The following is a 22,024-nucleotide window of genomic DNA, read 5'->3' on the forward strand; positions in this document are numbered from 1 at the left end:
ACCGCGTCGCCGAACCACTGCAGGTCGCCATCGACGGCCGCCTTGTAGGGCTGCCGATCGCGCAGTGACGCGTCGGCGTTTGCCTGTTCGGCGAACCGGCGGATCAAGAAGTCCAGCTGGATGTACGTCGGCTTCTCGCACCACAGCGTGCCGTCGTTGTCGAATACGGCGACTCGCGCCCCGGGCGCGACGAAGTCATTTGAGCCCTCGCCTGTCACGCGTTCGACGAAGCCGACGATCGCCGACTTCGTGGCAGCGTCGTTCCACGAGTCCAGCATTCAGTCCCTGGCGAGGAACTCGTGCAGCTTCTGCATGGCATGATTGATCGTGAACGACGCCGCCTCCTGCCGCGGCGGAAACTCCTTGAATGTCTCCAGGAATTGCGTCACGATCGCGCCGCCATAGAACACGAGGTAGGCGCGGTCGAGGAACCAGTCGTAGTAGGTGTTCGAGGTGACGTCGGCGCGCTCGAACGGGTCGGTGCGCAGATTGAACAGTTTCGGCGCCCGCAGCGCTGTGAATGGCTCCGCCCAGATCCGCAGCGTGCCCTCGCATCGCTGCTCCATGAACACGATCTTCCAGTTCTCGTATCGCACGCCCAGCACGTCGCCATCGTCGGAGAAGTAGATGAAGCCCCGGCGCGGACTCTGGTCTGCTTCACCGGTCAGATACGGCAGCAGGTTGAACGCGTCGAGGTGAACCTTGAACTCCCTGTCTTCTCCTCTCAGGGTCACCTTGTGACCCTTCTTGAGTTTCTCGACGATGTCCGGCTCACCGGCCGCCGCCAGGAACGTCGGGAACCAGTCGTGGTGCTGGATGATCTCGTTGGACACCACACCCGCAGAAATCTTGCCGGGCCAGCGGATCATCTCCGGGATCCGGAAGGCGCCCTCCCAGTTGGTGTTCTTCTCGCTGCGGAACGGCGTGGTCGCCCCGTCCGGCCAGGTGTTGGCGTGCGGACCGTTGTCGGTGCTGTAGATGACGATGGTGTCCTCGGCGATGCCCAGCTCGTCCAGCGCGTCGAGTAACCGCCCGACATGCTTGTCGTGGTCGATCATCGTGTCGTGATACGGCGACTGCCACCGCCCGGCCTGCCCCAGCGACTCCGGCTTGGTATGGGTCCGAAAGTGCATGTGCGTCATGTTCATCCACACGAAGAACGGCGTATTCGCCTCGGCCCGGCGCCTGATGAAGTCGATGCAGGCGGCGGTCGTCTCGTCGTCGATGGTCTCCATCCGCTTCTTGGTCAGCGCGCCGGTGTCCTCGATGCGCTGCTTGCCGACCGGTCCCCAGCGCTCCTGCACTTCGCCGGTGTCCTCCTCGGTGGCCCAGGAACGGATGACACCCCGGGGCAGGAAGGCGTTGCGCATCACGGGCGCTTCCTCGGCGGTGGGGTAGTCCGGCAGCTCGGGTTCTTCTTCGGCGTTGAGGTGATACAGGTTGCCGAAGAACTCGTCGAACCCGTGGACGGTCGGCAGGTATTTGTTCAGATCGCCGAGATGATTCTTGCCGAACTGCCCCGTGGCGTAACCGAGCGGCTTGAGGCAGTCCGCGATCGTCGGGTCCTCGGGCTGAAGCCCCGCGTCGGCCCCCGGCATGCCGACCTTGCTCAAACCGGTCCGGTACACGCTCTGCCCGGTGATGAACGCCGAGCGCCCGGCGGTGCAGCTCTGCTCGCCGTAGGCGTCGGTGAAGCGCATTCCTTCGTTGGCGATTCGGTCGATATTCGGCGTGCGGTAGCCCATCAGGCCGTCGCTGTAGCAACTGAGGTTCGTGATCCCGATGTCGTCTCCCCAAATGACCAGAATGTTGGGCTTTCCATCGGGCACCGCAGCCTCCTTCGCGCACTGACGCTGGCGATCGATGCTAGGGGCCGCGCCCGATTACGACGGCGGTTTCGCCGATGATTCAGGCGTCGGTCATCAGCTTCTTAGGCAATTCATCATCCAGCGATGCCCGCATCAGCGCCGCGGCCAACGCCGCGGTTTTGCGCGGGGCCAGGGCGGCCAGTTCCTCGGGCTTTGCCGGCAGGCCCAGCCGGCGCGCCGCCTTCACCGTGCGGTCATCGAAATAGGGGCGGGCCCATGGCCAGACATCCTGTACTTCGCGCAGGAAGATGTCGGCCCCGGTATCGCCGATGCCGTTGAACTCCTTGAGAAGTCGCTTGGCTGCACGCACGTCACGGCCGCTGACGTCGACGAGGCGGCGCAGGTCGCCGGCGTATTTGTGGTTGACGTGCCCGGCGATGCTGACCAGCCGGGTGGCGCTGCTTTCGTCGTAGCGCACGTAGTGGGCGCGGCCGAAGGCGTGGATCACGTCGGCGCGCCTGGCCTTGAGCACCGAATCGGGGCTGCGCCATCCCGCGTCGAACAACTCCTTTGCCGCCGCGACCGCGATGTCGGCCGAAATCGGCTTGCTGGCAAGCATGCACAAGATCAGCAATTGGAATAGCGGCTGCGGGGTGTCCTTCAGCGAGATGCCTGCCTGCTCGGCATACGTCGTGCCGGCCAGCTTCACCAACTGCCGGGCGACATCCCCTGGCGCAGCCTTTGTCTTCGTCGCGCTCATGGCCGACGAATACCCGCTCAGCCCGCAGGGGGAACCTTGAGCACGCACATCGTCTCAACCGTTGTGCCCACGCGCCGTGCGGCGCACTCTGGTGAGATGTATGACAGCAACTTGGACAACCCCTGGCGTGTGGAAATCATGTTCACCGAAGACGACACGCACACTCACGCGACGGTGCGCGCGCAACTGCGCGGCGGGCAGACGATGTCCACCACCGGCGACGCTTACCGCAACCCGAAGGACGCCAGCCAGCCGATGGTCGGCGAGGAGATCGCCGCCGCCAGAGGGCTGATCGCGCTGGGCACCGAGCTGTTGCAAGCCGCGTCCAGGCAGATCGAGCAGATCACGCACCGACCGGCCCACCTGCTGGGCTGACCCGAGTCGTGGCGCTTGCCGTCTGCCTGCTCTTCGACCGGCATTCCGAGCGGGCGGTTCGGGCGCTGTGGGACCGCATCGAGGCGCTCGGCGTGCCGAGCCTGCGCTCACACACCCACGGGCGGCACGTGCCGCACGTTTCCTACGCGGTGCTGCGCAGCTGGGACCACGCGGCGGTGACCGAAGCGCTCGCCGGACTCGGCGACGGCGCACCGGTCGACCTGCACTTCGACGGCATCGGGTTGTTCCGACGCGGCCGGGCCTGGCTGCTTGCCGGCGGCGGCGCCGACCTGATGGCGCGCCAACAGCGCGTGGTCGACGCGATCACAGCCACCGGCGCCGACCTGCACAAGCACTACGCTCCGGGAACGTGGCTGCCGCACTGCTCGCTCGCGCCGCGAGTGCCGCTGGCGCAGCTGCAGACGGTCGCCGCGGCGGTGTACGACGTGCTGCCGCTGCCCGCCAGGCTGGACCGCGCCGCGCTGGTCAACAGCGCGACCGGCGAACTCTGCCCGCTGCCCGCGCTACCGTGACCGCGGTGCCAGCCGGATGAGCTGGGTGACGTGGTCCGGGGTCAACTCCTCCAGGCACGTGACGCCAAGCAGCCGCATTGTCCGCACCAGCTGGCCCGCGAGCAGGTCGATCGCTCGGGTCACCCCCGATTCGCCGCCGGCCATCAACCCGTAGAGATAAGCGCGGCCGACGAGCGTGAACCGGGCCCCGAGCGCGACCGCGGCGACGATGTCGGCCCCCGACATGATGCCGGTGTCGAGCATGATCTCGGTCTGACCGCCCAGCTCGGCGGCTACCCGCGGGAGCAGGTGAAACGGCACCGGCGCCCGATCCAATTGGCGCCCACCATGGTTCGACAACACAATGCCGTCGACACCGGCATCGACGACCCGCCGGGCGTCCTCGATGGTTTGAATGCCCTTCACCACGAACTTGCCCGGCCACTGGCTCTTGATCCAGTCGAGGTTCTCGAACGTGATGGTCGGATCGAAGATGGTGTCCAGCAGTTCCCCGACCGTGCCGGGCCACCGGTCGAGCGTGGCGAATGTCAACGGTTCAGTGGTCAGGAAATCGATCCACCACCGCGGGTGGCGAGCCGCGTCGAGGATGGTCTTGGCGGTGAGCGCGGGCGGGATCGTCAGACCGTTGCGGCTGTCGCGCAGCCGGGCACCCGCGACCGGCACGTCCACGGTGACCATTAGAGTGTCGAACCCGGCCTTGGCGGCCCGCTCGACCAGATCCATCGACACGTCGCGGTCGCGCCACATGTACAGCTGGAACCAGTTGCGGCCCAGCGGGTTTGCCTCCTTCACCGCTTCGATCGGCGTAGTGCCCAGCGTGGACAACGAGAACGGAATGCCGGCCCGCGCGGCTGCCCGAGCACCTGCGATTTCGCCGTCGGTGCGCATCAGCCGGGTAAAACCCGTCGGTGCAATCCCGAACGGCAGCTCCACCGGACCACCCAGCACCTCCCAGTCGGTGCGCACCTTGGAGACGTTGCGCAGGATCGAGGGGTGGAATTCGATGTCCCGGAACGCCTGTCGCGCACGTGCCAGGGAGATCTCGGCTTCCGCGGCGCCCTCGGTGTAGTCGAAGGCCGCCCTCGGCGTGCGTCGGCGGGCGATGGTGCGCAGATCATCGATCGTCAGAGCGGCGTCGAGCCGTCGCCGCGTCGGATTCAGCCGCGGCTTGCGAACCTGCATCAGCGGTGCAAGCTCGCGAATCTTGGGAAACTGCCGTCGCATACCGTCGCCTCGAGACCTATCCGCCCACCGCGGCCAGCGCCCTTTTGACGTTGACCCGCCGCTCTTCGATGACCCGGCCGAATTCCTGCAGCAGCAACGGCTTTTGGAACACCAGGTGCTCGATGTGTTCGCGTTCGAGCTGCAGCACGATCACCTCACCGATCGCGTATGCCCCGGCCAACACCGGTTGCCGAATCAACGCTGTCTGTCCGAGGAACGAACCCGGCTCCAGGGTGCCTACCGGAATGACGGCACCGTCCTCGGTCGTCGCGGTCAGTCGAATCAGCCCAGACACCAGAAAGCTCAGCCGGTCGGGCACATCGCCGGTGCGCTGCATGATTTCCTCGGATCCGTACCGCGCCATCCTCGCATGCGCCCTGAGTTCGTCTTGCTCGCTGTCGCTCAACCGCAAGGTCGGCACCACGATCGTTGCCAGCGCATGCTCTATGCGTTCCGGCGTCGAGAACTCGTCCTCGGCCTCGTCGAGGTGAAGCCCCGCGCGCCGGGACGCATACCAAATCCAGCGCAGGAAGGTGGCCTTCGCCGGGCCGTCGTCGGCGGGGGACTTCAACGCGATGGTGGTTGTGTATTTGAGCGTGCCCTCCACGACCGATGAGGGCATGCCACCAGCCTTGCGTTGCGGCAGATCCCCGGCGACCCGGGAGAGCAGCGCGCACACCTCGTCCGGCGGATCGTCAACCGAAAACGTTGTGCTGATCGAGAGATTGTGTGCGCCGACGGGCCGGCTCAGGTTTGTAAAAGATGCGCCGGCCAGCACCGAGTTGGGTGTGATCTGCAGTCCGCTGGCGGTCTCGATGTGGACGGCGCGCCAGTTCACCTCGACGACGCGTCCACGTGCCGCCGGTGTGTCCAGCCAGTCGCCGAGCCGGAACGGCTGCTCGAACAACATCAGCAGGCCGGAGATGATCTGGCCGACGGAGTTCTGCAGCGTCAGGCCGATCACGATCGACGTGACGCCCAGCGCGGTCAGCAGTCCGCGAACGTTGGCGCCCCAGATGTAGGAGAAGATCATCGCCAGACCGAGGAAGATCAGCACGAACCTGGCGACATCGACGAAGATTGCAGGCACCCGCTTGCGCCACGTTCCCTCGGGCGCGCTCTGGAACATCGTCGCATTCACGCCCGACAGCAGCAGTACAAGCACCACAAACCCGAACAGGGTGGCCACCGCGCGTACCGACGTGTCACCCATCGGCACTTGCGTCACCTTGACCAGCAGCAACAGCAACGCCCCGATTGGCAGCAGATAATTGCGCAGCAGGCTGACCGGGCGCGCCAGGAAGCTGTGCCTGCGCACCAGCGCGTGATGCCATTCGGTGAGCACGACCAGTCCCACCGGCAGTCCCACCGCCACACCGATGGCCCAGTAGAACCACTCCGCGGTGAAAACGTTGGTCATGACGTGCGCTCCGAAAGCCGCCACGTCGGCTCCTCCGACCCGTCGACGTCGACGGTGCCCGCCGGCGTGAAGTGCCGCGTGTCGCGCATTTCCTCGTATACCCGCGCGGTGACGTAGATTCCGGTTTGCGGTGAGCCGCTTTGCACTTGATAGGCGAGGTTGACCGCGCCGCCCCACAGGTCGTAGACGATCTGTGATCGGCCGACCAATCCGCTGCTGACTCTGCCGGTGTCGATGCCGGCCCGGATACCCAGGTGGCGGCCGGTCTCGGTGTTGAACCTTTCGACGATGCGCTGCATCTGCAACGCGAAGTCGACGGTGCGGCGCACATTGTCGAGTCGGGGGACGTTCAGGCCGCAGCTGGCCAGATAGCCGTTGTGCACGGTGCGGACGCGCTCGACACCCAAATCCTCCGCCGCGGCGTCGATCTGACGAATCAGCTCATTGTTGATGGACAGCGCTTCATCGGATGTCAGCTCCGCCTGCAGCTGGTCAAGGCCGACAAAGTCGGCGAAGATGACGGTGACATCCTGATGGTCCTGTGCGATGACCTCTTCGCCCTGGCGGTAGCGCTCGACGACCGACTCGGGCATCAGCGACAGCAGCAGCCGAGTGTTCTCCCTGCGTTGCTCGTTGAGCAACTCCTCCTTGAGGGCGAGGTTCCTGCTCATCTCGTTGAAAGCTTGTGTCAGATCTCCGATCTCATCTCGAGTCTGCACCGGCACAGTGATGTCATAATCGCCGGCGCTGATCCGCTGAGCACCGGCCTCGAGCCGGCGGATCGGCCGCACCAACAGCTGGGCCAGCAGCATCGCCGCCACGCAGATCACGAAAACGATTGCGGTGCTGGTCAGCACGATTGTCTTGGTGAACGCCGACTCCGGCGCAAAGGCCTCCGAATTGTTGAGGGTCGCCAGGATCGACCAATGCAAGTTCGAATCCGGCACGTCCAGCGGGGCATAGGCTTCCAGTTCTTCAGTGCCCGTGTAGTCCCTGTCCATCAGGGTTCCGACTTCTCCCCGCTGAGCGGCGCGCAGACCCGCGCTTGCCACCGGCTGCACCAGGGTTGTGCCACCCAGCCGGATCGCCTCATCGGCAACGTCGGGATGCGTGCCGGCCGCCACCACCTCGCGCTTGTATTCAGCCGGGTTCTGCAGAAAGATCCGGGAATCCGAACGCATCAAGCTGTCTGAACCGGCCAGATACGTCTCGCCGGTGCTGCCCATCCCGGCGGCTTCCCATTTCTTGTCTGCCGTCATGAGCCGGTTGATCTTCGAGATCGGGAACGGCAGAGCCAGCACACCCTCGATCCGCCCGCCACCGCCCACCGGTGAGACGATCCAACCGGTGGGCGCGTTCAATTGCGGCTGATACTGTTCGAAGTCGGTGATCCAGACGAAGTCGATGGAATTGGCGCCCAACGCCTTTTGGTACGCGTCGCGCAGATTCGATTCGCGATACGGCCCGGTCAGGATGTTGGTACCGAGGTCGACGTCCTTGTTCGCGCAGTAGACGACGATGCCGCGGGTGTCCAGCAACAGCGCATCGCCGAAGTCGAACCGGGTCACGATCTGCCGGAAGAAGTCGTTGTAGCGCGCGTTCGCCGCCGACCATGCGCTGCCATCACGGGCGTCGTCGTTTCTGATCGATTCGTTGTCCGACTTGAACGGTGCGGTGTAGAACGCCTGAAGGTACTTCGCGGCGTTCGACGTCGGCAGCAGCGCGTTGATGTCGAGTCGGTCGCCCGTCGCCTCCTCGGTCGGTTTGATCAGTTGGCTGTTGTAGTAGTCGACGATCGCCTGCTGCTGGGCCGGGGTGATCGTCGCGTTGGCCAGTTGATCGAAACCCGCAGTGAAGGCCTCCACTGCCTCGACTGCCGTCGATCCGTGGGTGTAGATGATGACCGAATTCTTCAGGTCCGAGAACTGCGCCTGCACCGCCCGCAACTGCGACTGACGAATTTGGGTCAGCCGGTCGAACACCGAGTCGCGCAGCGCGCTACGACCCAGTTCGTAGCCGATGACGCCGACGACAACGGCTGACAGAATGCTGGAAACCAGCAGCATCACCAAAAGCTTCGACTGGATGCTGATACGTGACAGCAGCCGTCGGCGCCTGAAGCGGTCGAGTCGCGGTGCTCCAGTCGGTTCGGTGGCTGCCGTTTCACCGCTCGCCGAACCCGCCACCACAGCGTCTCGTTCAGACGTTTGCGGCATTGCTTCCCTCTTTCATGACAGCGCAGGTGAAGCGCCGATCTCGCAGCAGACTAACTTGAATTCGGTAAGAAAATGCCGACAGCGGAAAAGTTGCCGGCCGGACCGAGGAGGCCGTGACAAGTGAATGGCGCTCGCACATTAATCAGCACACTCGTCAATGGCGGGGTCGGCGTGTGTTTCGCGAATCCGGGCACATCGGAAATGCATTTCGTGGCGGCCCTTGACACGGTGCCGGATATGCGGGGCGTGCTGACCTTGTTCGAGGGCGTCGCAACCGGTGCCGCCGACGGCTATGCCCGCATCGCCGACCGGCCGGCGGCGGTGCTGCTTCACCTCGGGCCGGGCCTGGGCAATGGCCTGGCCAATCTGCACAACGCGAAGCGGGCCGGCGTCCCGGTTGTTGTCGTCGTCGGCGATCACGCGACCTATCACAAGCGCTACGACGCCCCGCTCGAGTCCGACATCGATGCGGTGGCCGCGAGTGTGTCCGGCTGGGTCAGGCGCAGCGCCCGGGTCGGGGAGGTGGGTGACGACGCCGCCGCCGCGATCCGAGCCGCCGCCGGGCCACCCGCGCGGGTCGCGACACTGATCCTTCCGGCCGACGTTTCGTGGCACGACGGCGGGCGCCCGGGCCGGATCGCCGATGCGGCCGCCGCAAAGGCCCCAGAGTATGGGGAGGAATCGGTCACGGTCGCGGCCAAGGCGTTGCGGTCGGGCCAGCCGGCGGTCCTGTTCATCGGCGGCGACGCGACCCGCGAGCGGGGACTCACCGCCGCCGCGCGGATCGCCGCGGCCACCGGCGCGAAGCTATTGTGCGAGACGTTCCCGACCCGGCTGCAGCGCGGCGCCGGGCTGCCCCACGTCGAGCGGCTGGGCTATTTCGCCGAGGCGGCCGCCGCGCAACTCGACGGCGCACGGCATCTGATCCTTGCCGGTGCGCGGTCGCCGGTCACGTTCTTCGCGTATCCGGACACGCCGAGCGACCTGGTGCCCAGCGGATGCCAGGTGCACACGCTCGCCGACGGCACGGCTTCGGCAGCCGCGGCGCTCGACGCGCTGGCCGACCTGGTCGCGCCCGGCACCACGGCGGTCACCGCCCCGGCGCACCGGCCGCCGCCGCCGACCGGGGCATTGACCCCGCACAGCATCGCCGCCGCAGTCGGGGCAGCGCTGCCGGACGGCGCCATCGTTGTCGACGAGTCCAACACCGCCGGCTTGACACTGCCCGACGCCACCGCGGGCGCGCCGCGCCACGACTGGCTGACGCTGACCGGAGGAGCAATCGGCTACGGGCTGCCCGCCGCGGCCGGTGCGGCGATTGCCGCGCCGCACCGGCCGGTGCTGTGTCTGCAGGCCGACGGCGCCGCGATGTACACGATCTCGGCGCTGTGGACACAGGCCAGGGAGAACCTCGACGTGACCACGGTGATCTACAACAACGGGGCCTACGACATTCTGCGCATCGAGCTGCAACGGGTCGGAGTGGGAAGCGAGCCGGGGCCGAAGGCACGGGCGCTGCTTGATATCGGGAATCCGGCACTTGATTTCGTTGCCCTGGCGACCGGCATGGGTGTGCCGGCGCGGCGCGCCACCACAGCCGAGCAGTTCACCGCCGCGCTCGCCCAGGCGTTCGCCGAGCCGGGGCCGCATCTCATCGATGCGGTCATACCGTCGCTGAGGGGCTGACATGACCGATCCGTTCGACCTTCAGCGCTTCGTCGATGCGCAGGCGCCGGTGTATGACACCGTCGTCGCCGAGCTGTGCGGCGGCCGCAAGCTCAGCCACTGGATCTGGTTCATCTTCCCGCAGCTGGCCGGGCTGGGCCGCAGTCCCACCGCAGTCAGGTACGCGATCTCGTCAATGGACGAGGCCCGCGCGTATCTCGCACACGATGTGCTCGGGCCGCGGTTGCGTGCGTGCACGCGCCTGGTGAACCGGATCGACGGCCGCTCAATCGACGAGATCTTCGGCTGGCCCGACACCCTGAAGGTGCGTTCATCGATGACGTTGTTCGCCCACGCCAGCGACGACAATGATGAGTTCGTCGCGCTTCTGCGGAAGTACTACCGCGGCGAGGAGGACCGGGTCACCGCCAACCGGTTATCAGGCGGGCTGCAGGATTAACCATTCGTGCGCGCCGACGGTCGCCTCATCGACAGTGTCCGGCGGCGGCGACCCGGCGCCGCCGAGCACCCGGACGGCACCGAATCCGTGATCGCGCAATGCGATGGTCAGCGGGTCATCGGAGATGTTCAGCGCGACGAGGATTTTCGCGTCGTCACGTCGGGTTTGATACACGTATTGGCGGTTATCCAGCCGAACCGCCTCCGTTGTCGCGGTGCGCAGCCACGGCAGCCGCCGCCGCAGGCCGATCAGGAATCGGTGCAGCCGCAGGACGTCCTCAGCGTGCGGATCCTGTTGTGCCGGGAGCAACCCGAACTCGGGGCGGATCGCGTCGTCGCCGCCGAAGCGCTCTTCCTTGACGCCGTGCAGACCGTATTCGTCGCCGGCGTAAATGCTTGGTGTGCCGGCGGTTGTCATCAGGATGACCACGGCGTGCGGCAGATGCCTGGGATCGTCGAGCTGGGTGGCGATGCGGGTGACGTCGTGGTTGCCGATGAAGGTCTGCGGGACGAACGACGACAGGAACTCGTTGTGCCGCTGCAGCGCCCAGTCCAGTTCGTAGAAGTTGCCGTCGTTGAGTGAACTCCAGATCGCCTTCCACAGCTCGTACTGGGTCACCGAATCGAATTTCGCGTCGCGCACGCGTGCCGCGTAGTCGCCATGAATGACCTCACCCAGGAACCACGCGTCGGGGTGAGCGGTGCGGACCGGGGCAATGACCTTGGCCCAGAACGGATCCGGGACCGCATAGGCGGCATCCAGACGCCAGCCGTCGGCGCCGCGTTCGAGCCAGTGGTCCATCACGTCGATCACGTAGGACACCACCTCGGCGCTGGAGTGGTTCAGCGTGATGAGCTCGCCGTGGCCCTCGAATGTATCGAAGTCGTTACGGCGCCGCAGGAACCAGCTGTCCGCGGTGGACGGGTCATCGCGGGCCTGTCGGTACCGCTCGAAATCCACGCCGACGTGGTTGAAGACCCCGTCCAGCAGCACCCGCAGGCCGCGCCGGTGCGCCTCGTCGACGAGGTGGTCGAAGTCGGCGTCGTCGCCGAGCCGCGCATCGATGCGGTAGTGGTCCGTGGTGTCATAGCCGTGGGTGCGGGAAGCGAAGATCGGGCCGAGTGCGATGCCCGAGGTGCCGAGTTCGATTGCATGGTCCAGCCAGTCGACGATCCGGCGCAGCCGATGTTCGGCCGGCGCGGGCGGCGATTCGGCCGGGTATGCGCCGACGAAGCCCAGTGGATAGATCTGCCACCAGATCGCGTGCTGCACCCAGCGGGGTTCGGTCATCGGCAAGACGCCTCGCGCCGCCGCGGATCGTCGTCGGTCAGCGCCACGGGTTCGCAGTGTACGCAGCAGCCCAAGCAACTGGTGCAGTCGCTCGGGATTCAGCAAGCGGACGAACCGCCATATTGCACGACCGCCGCGCTCACCGCTGCACGATCCCGGATCGGGGCGGCATCGTTGACCACGCTAGAACATGTTCTAATTCAGCCATGATCGAATTCACCATCGACGACGCCGGCTCCGAAGAACTCGACCGGCGGCGGGCCATCTACGAGCCGTTGACCCAGTCGGTGCGGGCGCTGATCGATGCGACGATCAGAAGCGAAGTCGACGGCAAGGCTGTCGCGGCCGCCAAGGCCGAAATCGATTCGGCCACCGCACGCCTGCGCAGCAAGCAGATCGACGGCACGTTCGGGGTCAGATACAACACCGAGGGCCACCGCGCGGCGTGGGGCAATGCGGTGGTCGGGCTGCGCAACCCGGTCGCGCCGCCGCTCGTGATCCAGCACGACGAGTCCGGCAAGGTGTGGGCCGACTTCGAGCTGGGCGCCGCCTACGAAGGGCCACCCGGGCATGTGCACGGCGGCGTGTGCGCGCTGATTCTCGACCATGTGCTCGGTGAGATCGCCAGCGGCGGCCTGACCAAACCGTCTTTCACCGGCACGATCAGCTGCCGCTACCTGCGCGCGACCCCACTGGGCCGGCTGCACGCACAAGCGTCGGTCGACCGGACGGAAGGCGTGAAGACATACGCGGTCGGCCATCTCGCCGACGCCGACGGTGTCACCGTCGAGGCCGAAGCCGTGTTCATCGTGCCGAAGTGGGCCCGCTGACTTCGGCGCGCCCACCATTCAGCCGGCGGCCTCGAGCCCCTCGTGGTTGAACGCATACGCCCACACCAGGCCGCGGTCGAACCACAATTGTGCTTGGGCCGACGGTGTTTCGACGCCCCCGATGGTATGAGCCGAGGTCGTGATACGGCTCGGTGTCGCCGAATGAAACCGTCGTGACGCGACGATAGTGCGCCGGTCATCGCGTGTTGGGCTAATGGCACAGTGTGGGTATGGCTCGGCTGGACTTTGACGAATACTGCTCGGAGATCGTCACGCAGACGCAGTTGTTGACCGACGCCATCGCGGCCGCCGACCTGACGGTTGCGGTGCCGTCGTGCCCGGGCTGGAATGTCGGCCAACTGCTGCGACATCTCGGCGGCGGCCAGCGCTGGGCGGCCGACATGACTCGCCGCGGGGCGACCGAACGGCTCTCCGACGAGCATTTCCGCGATCTGTCCGCGTACACCAGCGAAGACCCCGCGATCGTCGGGCCGTGGCTGCTCGAGGGAGCGGCCGAGTTGGCCGAAGCGCTGCGTACCGCGGGACCCGCCGCCCCCGTGGACACGACGCCGATCCCGCACGGCACCGCGTCGTTCTACGCGCGGCGGTTTACACATGAGACCGCAATGCATCGCGCCGACGCGATGCTGGCGCTGGGGGGCGCCTACACCCTTCGCCCCGAGGTGGCCGTCGACGGCATGGACGAGTGGATGGAGCTCGGGTCGATGCCGTTTCACTTTGACTATCACCCGTGGATGCGGGAGCTTCTCGGCCCCGGCCGCACCCTGCACTTCCATGCCACCGACACGGCGTCCGAACTGGATGCCGAGTGGCTCGTCGACCTCACCGGTGACGCCCTGGCCTGGCGCCGCGGGCACGAGAAGGCGGCGGTCGCGGTGCGCGGACCCGTGACGGACCTGCTGCTGATCGCCTATAAGCGACGGCCCGCCCGCGGCGATGGCGTCGAAGTCTTCGGCGACGAGGAGCTGTTGAACTTCTGGCTCGAGCGGGTCAGCTTCGCCTGACAGCGCGCCGGCCCGAACGCGCACCTGCGCAACTATGCAGTTGCATTTCATTCCCGACTCTGATTAGCTGCAACCAGGAGGTTGCATATGAGTACTGATCGGATTGAGAAGAAGGTGCTGCTGAAGGCGCCGCTGGACCGCGTCTGGCGCGCTATCAGCGATTCGGCCGAGTTCGGCCGGTGGTTTGGCGTCACTTTCGAGGGGCCGTTCGTCGCCGGCCAAAGCGTCCGCGGCGTGATGAGCACGACCCAGGTCGACCCCGAGGTCGCCAAGATGCAAGAACCCTATGCCGGGAAGGAAGACATCTGGCACATCGTTGCGGTGGAACCGCAGCGACGCTTCGCGTTCCGGTGGCATCCCTACGCGGCGCAGCCGGATGTCGACTACTCCCAGGAACCAACGACTTTGGTGGAGTTCACACTGACCGAGGCCGACGACGGAGTCTGGCTTCAGATCGTCGAGTCGGGCTTCGACGCGATCCCGGCCGAGCGCCGGGCGCAGGCGTTCGAGGCGAACAGCCAGGGCTGGGCGCACCAGACCGAGCTGCTGCGCAAGTATCTCGCACTCGGCGAGCGAGTGTGACGACGTCAACCGGGATCGCCGATGCGGCACCGCTTTTCGATGCGCTCGGCGATCCCAACCGGTTGAGAATCATCATCAGGCTGTGTGACAGCGGCCCGTCGTCGATCACGCGGATCACCGAGGCCGTCTCGGTGAGCCGTCAGGCCGTCACCAAACACCTGCTCGCGCTCGAGGCGGTCGGGCTGGTCGGCAGTCATCGCCAAGGGCGCGAACGGATCTGGATCATGCGGACCGAGCCGCTCGGTCAGGCCAGCGACTACCTGACGCAGCTGTCCAACAGGTGGGATCGCGTGATCGAGCGGCTGCGCGCATTCGTCGAGAGCGAAGTCGAGACCCAAGTCGAGACCCAAGACGACGGCTAGCGACGGTATCTTCGCCGACATGACCACACTCGATGACGCCGTCGCACTCGCCAAGGATGAGAGCGGCCTGGCGGTCGTATCCACCGTGCGAGCCGACGGCACCGTGCAGGCATCGCTCGTCAACGCCGGCATCCTGCCCCACCCGGCGACGAAGGAGCCCGTCCTCGGGTTCGTCACCTACGGCCCGGTGAAGCTTGCCAATCTGCGGGCCCGTCCGCGGCTGGCGGCGACATTTCGCAACGGCTGGCTGTGGGCGACCGTCGAGGGCACGGCGGAGCTCGGCGGCCCGGACGATCCGGCGCCATGGCTTGCCGACGCCGAGGCATTGCGACTGTTGCTGCGCGAGGTTTTCACGGCCGCCGGCGGAACGCACGACGATTGGGACGAATACGACCGCGTGATGGCCGAACAACGCCGCACCGTCGTGCTCGTCACGCCAACGCGCGTGTACAGCAACGGGTGACCGTCGGGCTTTAACGGTGACCGCCGCGTTTACCGGCTCGCGGTGGCGAGTCCGGCGTCGGCGATGATCGCCCGTACGGTGCGCCAGCAGCGGTTGCACTCCGAACCCGCGCCGCAGATGTCGGCGACTTCTTTCGAGCTGGCCGCCCCATTCGCCACCGCTTCGGCCACGGTGTGGCTCGTCACGCCGGCGCACAAACACACGTACATCGCCAACAGTTAATCAGGTTAGGCTAGCCTCAGTCAAGCCGACGCGCCGCACGGGGGTATCTTCCACCGTCTGGCCGCAAATCAACACGGTGTTAGGAGTGACATGCAGGCAGACCCCGACGTCTTGAAGCTGCTGAACGAACAGTTGACCAGCGAACTGACCGCGATCAATCAGTACTTCCTGCACTCCAAGATGCAGCACAACTGGGGCTTCACCGAACTGGCCGAGCACACCCGCAAGGAATCGTTCGAGGAAATGAACCACGCCGAGTGGATCACCGACCGCATTCTGATCCTCGATGGCCTGCCGAATTACCAACGGTTGTTTTCCGTGCGCATCGGCCAGACGCTGCGCGAGCAATTCCAAAGTGACCTCGCGATTGAACTGGATGTGATGGCGCGCCTGAAGCCCGGCATCGTGATGTGCCGGGAAAAGCAGGACACCACCAGCGCGACATTGCTTGAGCGGATCGTCTCCGACGAGGAAACGCACATCGATTACCTGGAGACGCAGCTCGAGCTGATGGACAAGCTGGGCGAGGAGCTGTATGCGGCCCAATGCGTTTCACGCCCGCCGAGCTGAGCCAAGCCAAGCCGGTGGCGGCGATCCCGGGCCGCGCTGTGTGCTCAACGTCGGAGTTGCGTCCCGGCCATCACCTGACAACGAGCGCAGACGCAACCAATCCCAGCCCGCCGCTGTCTGCCGAATCCCCCCACAGCGGCGTCGTCAAACCTCTCTCATGGGTTGCCGGCATGGCAGGCCGTGGCCAAGTGCCGGTGGCGCCAAGGTGTTCTGGTTACCGGCCCGCCGAGACCAGCTCGGGGCGATCCTCGGTCCAGTCGCGCTGCACCAGCACACGGTGAGCGATGCGTTCGAGCGCGGCCTCGACCTGTTCGCGGTCTGGCCGGCCGTCGAATGCCGCCGATTGTGCCAGCTTGTCGACGATCGACCCGACGATGCTCGACGACAAGTATTCGACCTGGCGGGCACCCGACTGCGTGAGCCAGAGTTGGTCCCCGGTGCGCAGCGCATAGCCGCTGTCGATCAGCCGGTCGAACGTGGGCAAGAGCACCTCGTACGGTATTCGCAGCCGCTCGGCGATGTCGGAGAGTCGGGCCGTACCGAGTACCTGTGCGTAGCGGTAGATCTGCAGCAACGCCCACATACGGGCGACGTCGAGTTCGCAGTCCGGCCGTGCCGCGATCGCGCGCAGCCGCGTACCGGGCGCGTGGCGCAACATCCGTCCGATCGCCATCTCCAGCAGCTTCTCCGGCGACTCGCTGCCGGGCATCCCGAAGCCGTCACCGAGGTCCAGGCCGACGGCCTCGGTGTCGCGCAGCGGGACCTCCTTGAGGAACAGCGCGACGACGAAACCGACGGCCGCGACCGGTGCGGCACACAGGAACACCAAATCGAGGGATTCGGCATACGCGTGCACGATCGGGGCGGCGACATCGTGCGGCAGCGCATGTAGCGCCTGCGGCGATCGCGCCGCGGCAGGGGGAGCGCCGCTCGTGATGATCGCGGGACCGATCCGATTGGCAAGGAAGTTCGCGAACAGGGAGCCGAATACCGCGGCGCCGAACGAACTGCCGATGGTCCGGAAGAAGGTCACACCCGAGGTCGCCACGCCCAGGTCGGCGAACTCCACGGTGTTCTGCACGATCAATACCAGGACCTGCATGCACATCCCGATGCCCACACCGAGCACAAACAGGTACAGCGACTGCGTCAGCGTCGACGTCGACGCGTCCATCCGGGACAGCAGCACAAATCCCACGCCCATGACGGCGGTGCCGACAACCGGGAAGATCTTGTACCGGCCCGTGCGGCCCACGATCGCGCCACTGCCGGTCGAGGTGATTAGCAGACCGGCCACCATCGGCAGCGTCCGCAATCCGGAGACGGTCGCGGACACCCCGTCGACAAACTGCATGAAAGTCGGCAGGAATGTCAGCGCCCCCAGCATCGCGAAGCCGACGACGAACGACAGCACGCAACACACCGCGAAGACCCGGTCCCGAAAAAGCCGAATCGGCAGGATCGGTTCTGGCGCACGGGATTCCACCCACACGAAGATCGCAAGTGCGGCCACCGAGCCGACGAACAGGCCGATGATCTGCGGCGACGTCCACGCATACTCGGTGCCGCCCCAGCTGGTCGCCAGGGTCAGACCAGACGCCCCGATCCCGACGAACACGATGCCGGCGTAGTCGATGATCGGCCGCCCACTCTTGGCGAGCGCCGGGATGGCGGCGCCGGCGATCACGAGGACCACGATCCCGACCGGCACGTTGATCCAGAACGCCCACCGCCACGTCAGGTGATCGGTGAAGAACCCGCCCAGCAGCGGGCCGATCACGGTGGTCACGCCGAAGACCGCGCCGAGCGCGCCCTGGTATCGGCCGCGGTCCCGCAGCGGGATGACCTCACCGATCAGGGCAGTGGCGGTGACCAGAATGGCGCCACCGCCGAACCCCTGCAGGGCCCGCGAGGCCACCAGCATCGTCATCGACTGCGACAAGCCGCACAGCACGGAGCCGACGAGGAACAACAGCACCGCGGTTTGAAAGACCGCCTTGCGCCCGAACAGATCACCCAGCTTGCCGACGATGGCGGTGACGATCGTCGACGCGAGCAGATAACTGGTCACCACCCACGACTGGTGGCCGGCCCCGCCGAGGTCGGCCACCACGGTCGGCAGCGCGGTCGCGACGATGGTCTGGTCAAGCGCGGCCAGCAGCATGCCGAAGACCACGGCCAGGAAGATGAAATTGCGCCGCTCAACAGTGATCAGCGCGCTGCCTGACGCCGGATCCGCGGAAGCTTGAATGGTCTCCCCGCGCGGCTCGGCCATGCCGTCGAGCCTACGGCGCACCCACTCGCGTCGATTCAGCCGCTGCTGCGCCAGCCGGCGACCCCGACCGCGATCATCCGCAACTGCTTGACCGCAATTCGCTTGATCTCCGCCAGCGCCCCCGGATCCTGCGCGTCCTCGATGGCCTCGGCGATGACGATCATCGAGTTGACGAACAGGCTCGCCAGGATGTTGAGGTCCTCGCTGCTCCAATTGTTCAACCCGGGAAAGCGGGCGAGGTCGATCGCGAGCTCGGAGGTGATGAGCCGAATCTCGGTGCGAATCGCATAGCGCAGCACGGTCACGCCGCTGGAGCGCTCGCGCCCGATGAACCGCCAATGCTCACGTTGTTGGTCGACGCTGGCGACGAGGATTTCCACCGACGACTCGATTACCCGGTTCGGATCGAGTTGGCCGGCGCGCGCATAGCGCAGCATGTCACGCAGCGCGCGGAACGACTCGTCGATCAGCACCAGTCCCAGCGCTTCCATGGACTCGAAGTGGCGGTAGAACGCCCCCGGCACGATGCCGGCCGCCCGGGTGACCTCGCGCAGGCTCAGCGCCGAGAAGCTTCGCTCCTCGAGCAGCTTCAGCGCCGCCGCGACTATCGCGCGGCGGGTGGCCTCCTTGCGCTCCTCCCTGGACACCCGCTGCCGGGAGGGCGACGAGTCGCCGCGCCGCTTTCGCGAACTGGGCGTACGACTGTTCACTATGTGAAAGCTACCACAACGTGCATGAATCAGTTGACAGCCTGCTACTTGACCACGCACGGTATACATATGTTCACTCAAACGCTCACCCGGCGGGTGTTGGGCTCCGGCCTGGTCGATCTCCTCACCGGGCCCCACGGCGTTGACCGCTACACCGAGCTGATGGCCCCGACCTGGACGCTGGGCGACGCCCGCGCCAGGGTGCTCGCCGCACGGCGGACGACACCGCGCAGCGTCACCCTGACACTGGAGCCCAACCTCGCATTCCGCGGTTTCCAGGCCGGACAGCACATCAACCTCACCGTCGAGATCGCCGGCCGCCGCCGCACCCGCTGCTATTCGGCCGCCAGCGCCCAGGGCGCCCCAGTCATCGAGCTGACGATCGGCCGCCACGACGGCGGGTTGGTCTCCACGTTCCTGTTCGATCAGGCCCACGCGGGAATGGTCGTCGGTCTGGACGGCGTCGGAGGCGACTTCGTGCTGCCGGCCGATCGGCCGCGGCGCATTCTGTTCGTCTCCGGCGGCAGCGGGATCACGCCGGTGATGTCCATGCTGCGCACACTGCGCGCCGAAGGTTACGACGGCGAGGCGGCGTTCATTCACTACGCTCGCTGCGCCGAGGAGGCGTGCTACCGACACGAGCTCGCCGCCATGCCGAACCTGCGAGTACTGCACGGCTTTACCCGCTCCGAGCACGCCGGCGACCTCGCCGGGCACTTCGGGCCCGATCACCTCGCCGCCGCAATCGACTCGCCCGAGGTGGTGTACGTGTGCGGCCCGCCGGCGCTGGCCGACGCCGTGCGCGAACACTGCGACAATGTCAAGTCCGAAAGCTTCGTGCCGCCCAATGTCGTCGTACCGGCCCAGTCATCCGGTGGCCGAGTCGCTTTCACCGACAGCGGCGTCACCGTCACCGATGACGGCCGGTCGCTGCTCGATCAGGCCGAGGCCGCCGGGCTGACACCGGACAGCGGATGCCGCATGGGCATCTGCCACACATGCACGCGACGCAAGACCAGCGGCGTGGTGCGAAACCTGACCACCGGCGCGACCTCGCGCACCGACGAGGAGGACGTGCAGATTTGCGTGTCCGCCCCGGTCGGCGACGTCGAACTCGCGCTGTGACACCAAAACGATTCTGGGAAAGGACCTTCAAATGTCCGAAAAGATCACTTTGACGCCGGAACAGGCCGAGGCGTTCGGCCGCGAACTGGATGCCCTCAGGGAACGCGTCGTCGCGGATCTGGGGGAGCGCGATTCGACATACATCCGGCGCATCATCAAGGCGCAGCGTGCGCTGGAGGTCGGCGGCCGGTCGATGCTGTTCGCCGGTGTTCTGCCACCCGCGTGGCTTGCGGGCACGGCCATGCTGGCCCTGTCGAAGATCCTCGACAACATGGAAATCGGCCACAACGTCATGCATGGCCAATACGACTGGATGGGCGACCCGGCGATTTCCAGTCGCGGCTTCGAGTGGGACACCGCGTGCCCCGGCGACCAGTGGCGGCATTCGCACAATTATCTGCACCACACGCACACCAACATCGTGGGCATGGACCGCGACATCGGCTACGGCGTCCTGCGGATGAGCGAGGGCCAGAAGTGGCACCCCTACTACCTCGGCAACCCGCTATATGCGTTCCTGCTGATGGTGCTGTTCCAATATGGCGTTGCCGCACACGAATTGGAGACCGAGCGCATCCGGGCGGGCGAGATCAGCTGGGCCGACAAACGCGAAATCCTCGACGGCATGTGGTGCAAGACAAAGCGCCAGATGCTCAAGGACTATGTCGCGTTCCCGCTGTTGGCCGGGCCCTTCGCGCCGTTAGTCGCCGCGGGCAACCTCAGCGCAAATCTGGTCCGCAACGTCTGGGCGTTCATGATCATCTTCTGCGGACACTTCCCGGAAGACGTCCAAGAGTTCTCCATCGAGGAGACGCAGAACGAGACCAGGGGCCAGTGGTACTTCCGTCAGATCCTCGGGTCGGCAAACCTCGCCGGGGGCAAGCTCTTCCACATCCTGTCGGGCAACCTGTCTTTCCAGATCGAGCACCATCTATTCCCCGACATCCCGGCTCACCGGCTGGCGGAGATCTCGGTCGAGGTTCGGCAGATCTGCCAGCGATACGGCATCCCGTATAACACCGGCCCGCTGCGCAAGCAGTTCGGCACCGTGGTCCGCAAGATCGTCAAGCTGGCGCTGCCGCCGCGCGACCCGGCAACCAGCACTCCGCTTCAGGCCGTCGCGGGCCTGACGCGCCGTCGCGGCCCAATGGCGGCCTAATCGCTAGTGTCGCGGTCGGCAACCGCAAATTAGAACGTGTTTCAATTTCAGACCGCAATTTCATACCGCCGGGCGTACCATCACGCCATGAGTCGAATCGGAGCGTTCGCTGACGACGATCTGGTCGGGTGGATAGCCGTGGCGCCGCAACTCGGCGCAGCGATCGGCAATTTCAGTGACGCGGTCTATCACCGCAGCCGACTGCCGTTGCGGGTACGCGAAATCGCCCGGATGGTAGTGGCGCTCGACAACGAGTGCGCGGTGTGCCGGAACACCCGGTTTGCTGACGGACCCGCCGCCGGAGTCGACGAGGACCTCTACGACCACGCCGACGAGTGGCGGACCTGGCCGGGCTACAGCGAGCAAGAGCAAATCGCGGCCGAATTCGCACACCGATTCGCCACCGACCACACGGGGCTGCGTGACGACGAAGAGTTCTGGGCACGATGCGGGCTGCACTTCTCCGACGAGCTGCTGGCCGACCTCGCGTTGTCGTGTGCGCTCTGGCTCGGGATGGGCCGCGTGCTGCGCACATTGGACGTCGGCCAGACGTGCAAGCTCACGGTCTGAGGATCGGCGGATCAGTCGGTAAGCCACACGGTGACGGTGACGCGGCCAGCCCGTGGGCCTTGGTCGTCGCGCCGCGCGACACCATGACCCGGTCGGTCTGCGCCGCCCAGCCGCAGCGTCAGCGGCGCGCCTTCGCCGAGGAAGTTCCGCCACCACGTCTTGGCGTCGGCCATCCCGACGTCGATGACGATCTCGTCGCCGCTGCGCCGGTACCCGACCGGAATGCTGAAACGCCGACCGGTGCGCCGTCCGGTGTAGCTCAGCACGGCGATGTTTCGACCGACCAGACCGCTGAAGCGCGGCGACACGGCGATGGCCGCCACCGGCGCATTGAAAAACGGCGCGGCACGAAGCAGCAGCCTGCCCAGTGTCTCCAGTTG

General features: G+C 66.2%; 23 protein-coding genes and 1 pseudogene. 13 read left to right on the forward strand and 11 right to left on the reverse strand.

Going from position 1 to position 22,024, the window contains the following annotated elements:
* The 3 genes and pseudogenes from VE759_RS07990 to VE759_RS08000 form a co-directional block, all read right to left on the reverse strand.
* Positions 1–278, reverse strand: a pseudogene (locus tag VE759_RS07990) (haloacid dehalogenase-like hydrolase); the annotation flags it as partial.
* The gene (locus VE759_RS07995; RefSeq protein ID WP_324930017.1) at positions 279–1,829 is read right to left on the reverse strand and encodes an arylsulfatase; all 1,551 of its coding nucleotides are present in this window, start codon (positions 1,827–1,829) and stop codon (positions 279–281) included.
* A gap of 79 nt (positions 1,830–1,908) precedes the next feature.
* A complete protein-coding gene (locus VE759_RS08000; protein ID WP_324930020.1) occupies positions 1,909–2,568 on the reverse strand; it encodes an endonuclease in 660 nt (219 codons plus the stop codon).
* Positions 2,569–2,664: 96 nt separating this feature from the next.
* Here VE759_RS08000 and VE759_RS08005 point away from each other — a divergent pair, with 96 nt between their 5' ends.
* Both VE759_RS08005 and VE759_RS08010 read left to right on the forward strand, forming a co-directional pair.
* Positions 2,665–2,943, forward strand: coding sequence for a DUF1876 domain-containing protein (locus VE759_RS08005; RefSeq protein ID WP_324930023.1), 279 nt, complete (start codon positions 2,665–2,667; stop codon positions 2,941–2,943).
* Between the two features lie 8 nt (positions 2,944–2,951).
* Positions 2,952–3,476 carry a 2'-5' RNA ligase family protein gene (locus VE759_RS08010; RefSeq protein WP_324930026.1) on the forward strand — a complete coding sequence of 175 codons (525 nt, stop codon included), beginning with the start codon at positions 2,952–2,954 and terminating at the stop codon, positions 3,474–3,476.
* On the opposite strand, the gene VE759_RS08015 is transcribed toward VE759_RS08010, so the two are convergent.
* The 3 genes from VE759_RS08015 to VE759_RS08025 are packed head-to-tail and all read right to left on the reverse strand — an operon-like array spanning position 3,468 to position 8,336.
* Positions 3,468–4,700 (reverse strand): alpha-hydroxy acid oxidase, encoded by a 1,233-nt coding sequence (locus VE759_RS08015; protein ID WP_324930029.1) that lies wholly within the window; start codon positions 4,698–4,700, stop codon positions 3,468–3,470. The two genes, VE759_RS08010 and VE759_RS08015, sit on opposite strands and share 9 nt — an antisense overlap.
* Positions 4,701–4,716: 16 nt before the next feature.
* Complete coding sequence (locus VE759_RS08020) at positions 4,717–6,120, reverse strand: mechanosensitive ion channel family protein (protein ID WP_324930154.1); 1,404 nt, start codon at positions 6,118–6,120, stop codon at positions 4,717–4,719.
* Positions 6,117–8,336 (reverse strand): adenylate/guanylate cyclase domain-containing protein, encoded by a 2,220-nt coding sequence (locus VE759_RS08025; protein WP_414687859.1) that lies wholly within the window; start codon positions 8,334–8,336, stop codon positions 6,117–6,119. Before VE759_RS08025 ends, VE759_RS08020 begins: the two co-directional genes overlap by 4 nt.
* Before the next feature lie 120 nt (positions 8,337–8,456).
* Between VE759_RS08025 and VE759_RS08030 the strand changes: the two genes are divergently transcribed.
* Entirely contained in the window at positions 8,457–10,022 is a 1,566-nt protein-coding gene (locus tag VE759_RS08030; RefSeq protein WP_324930036.1) for an acetolactate synthase large subunit, read from the forward strand.
* A gap of 1 nt (position 10,023) precedes the next feature.
* The gene (locus VE759_RS08035; RefSeq protein ID WP_324930039.1) at positions 10,024–10,461 is read left to right on the forward strand and encodes a DUF1810 domain-containing protein; all 438 of its coding nucleotides are present in this window, start codon (positions 10,024–10,026) and stop codon (positions 10,459–10,461) included.
* Here VE759_RS08035 and VE759_RS08040 read toward each other — a convergent pair.
* Complete coding sequence (locus VE759_RS08040) at positions 10,441–11,751, reverse strand: alpha-amylase family protein (RefSeq protein WP_324930042.1); 1,311 nt, start codon at positions 11,749–11,751, stop codon at positions 10,441–10,443. The genes VE759_RS08035 and VE759_RS08040 overlap by 21 nt on opposite strands.
* Positions 11,752–11,957: 206 nt before the next feature.
* Here VE759_RS08040 and VE759_RS08045 point away from each other — a divergent pair, with 206 nt between their 5' ends.
* The 5 genes from VE759_RS08045 to VE759_RS08065 all read left to right on the forward strand — a co-directional run bounded on the left by VE759_RS08045 (position 11,958) and on the right by VE759_RS08065 (position 15,013).
* Positions 11,958–12,581 carry a PaaI family thioesterase gene (locus VE759_RS08045; RefSeq protein WP_324930045.1) on the forward strand — a complete coding sequence of 208 codons (624 nt, stop codon included), beginning with the start codon at positions 11,958–11,960 and terminating at the stop codon, positions 12,579–12,581.
* A 230-nt stretch (positions 12,582–12,811) separates the two neighbouring features.
* Entirely contained in the window at positions 12,812–13,606 is a 795-nt protein-coding gene (locus VE759_RS08050) for a maleylpyruvate isomerase family mycothiol-dependent enzyme (protein ID WP_324930048.1), read from the forward strand.
* Positions 13,607–13,693: 87 nt separating this feature from the next.
* A complete protein-coding gene (locus tag VE759_RS08055) occupies positions 13,694–14,188 on the forward strand; it encodes an SRPBCC family protein (protein WP_324930051.1) in 495 nt (164 codons plus the stop codon).
* On the forward strand, positions 14,185–14,550 hold the full coding sequence (locus tag VE759_RS08060; protein WP_324930054.1) for a metalloregulator ArsR/SmtB family transcription factor: 366 nt from the start codon (positions 14,185–14,187) through the stop codon (positions 14,548–14,550). Before VE759_RS08055 ends, VE759_RS08060 begins: the two co-directional genes overlap by 4 nt.
* Before the next feature lie 19 nt (positions 14,551–14,569).
* Complete coding sequence (locus VE759_RS08065; RefSeq protein ID WP_324930057.1) at positions 14,570–15,013, forward strand: TIGR03618 family F420-dependent PPOX class oxidoreductase; 444 nt, start codon at positions 14,570–14,572, stop codon at positions 15,011–15,013.
* A gap of 29 nt (positions 15,014–15,042) precedes the next feature.
* Here VE759_RS08065 and VE759_RS08070 read toward each other — a convergent pair whose 3' ends face one another.
* A complete protein-coding gene (locus VE759_RS08070) occupies positions 15,043–15,222 on the reverse strand; it encodes a (2Fe-2S)-binding protein (RefSeq protein ID WP_324930061.1) in 180 nt (59 codons plus the stop codon).
* Positions 15,223–15,325: 103 nt separating this feature from the next.
* Here VE759_RS08070 and bfr point away from each other — a divergent pair, with 103 nt between their 5' ends.
* Positions 15,326–15,805 (forward strand): bacterioferritin, encoded by a 480-nt coding sequence (gene bfr / locus VE759_RS08075; protein ID WP_324930064.1) that lies wholly within the window; start codon positions 15,326–15,328, stop codon positions 15,803–15,805.
* Positions 15,806–16,019: 214 nt separating this feature from the next.
* Here the strand turns inward: bfr and VE759_RS08080 are convergent, their stop codons facing one another.
* Entirely contained in the window at positions 16,020–18,080 is a 2,061-nt protein-coding gene (locus VE759_RS08080) for an MDR family MFS transporter (RefSeq protein ID WP_324930067.1), read from the reverse strand.
* Between the two features lie 35 nt (positions 18,081–18,115).
* Complete coding sequence (locus tag VE759_RS08085) at positions 18,116–18,790, reverse strand: TetR family transcriptional regulator (protein WP_324930070.1); 675 nt, start codon at positions 18,788–18,790, stop codon at positions 18,116–18,118.
* Between the two features lie 69 nt (positions 18,791–18,859).
* On the opposite strand from VE759_RS08085, the gene VE759_RS08090 reads away from it, so the two are divergent.
* From VE759_RS08090 to VE759_RS08100, 3 genes are all read left to right on the forward strand, one after another.
* Entirely contained in the window at positions 18,860–19,915 is a 1,056-nt protein-coding gene (locus VE759_RS08090) for an iron-sulfur cluster-binding domain-containing protein (RefSeq protein ID WP_324930073.1), read from the forward strand.
* Between the two features lie 31 nt (positions 19,916–19,946).
* On the forward strand, positions 19,947–21,074 hold the full coding sequence (locus VE759_RS08095; protein ID WP_324930076.1) for an acyl-CoA desaturase: 1,128 nt from the start codon (positions 19,947–19,949) through the stop codon (positions 21,072–21,074).
* Between the two features lie 87 nt (positions 21,075–21,161).
* Positions 21,162–21,644 (forward strand): carboxymuconolactone decarboxylase family protein, encoded by a 483-nt coding sequence (locus VE759_RS08100; RefSeq protein WP_324930079.1) that lies wholly within the window; start codon positions 21,162–21,164, stop codon positions 21,642–21,644.
* Between the two features lie 11 nt (positions 21,645–21,655).
* Here VE759_RS08100 and VE759_RS08105 read toward each other — a convergent pair whose 3' ends face one another.
* Positions 21,656–22,021 (reverse strand): hypothetical protein, encoded by a 366-nt coding sequence (locus VE759_RS08105; protein ID WP_414687860.1) that lies wholly within the window; start codon positions 22,019–22,021, stop codon positions 21,656–21,658.
* Between the last annotated feature and the right edge of the window lie 3 nt (positions 22,022–22,024).

Origin of the sequence: Mycobacterium sp. (genome assembly GCF_035640695.1) — a bacterium.
Classification (GTDB): Bacteria; Actinomycetota; Actinomycetes; order Mycobacteriales; family Mycobacteriaceae; genus Mycobacterium.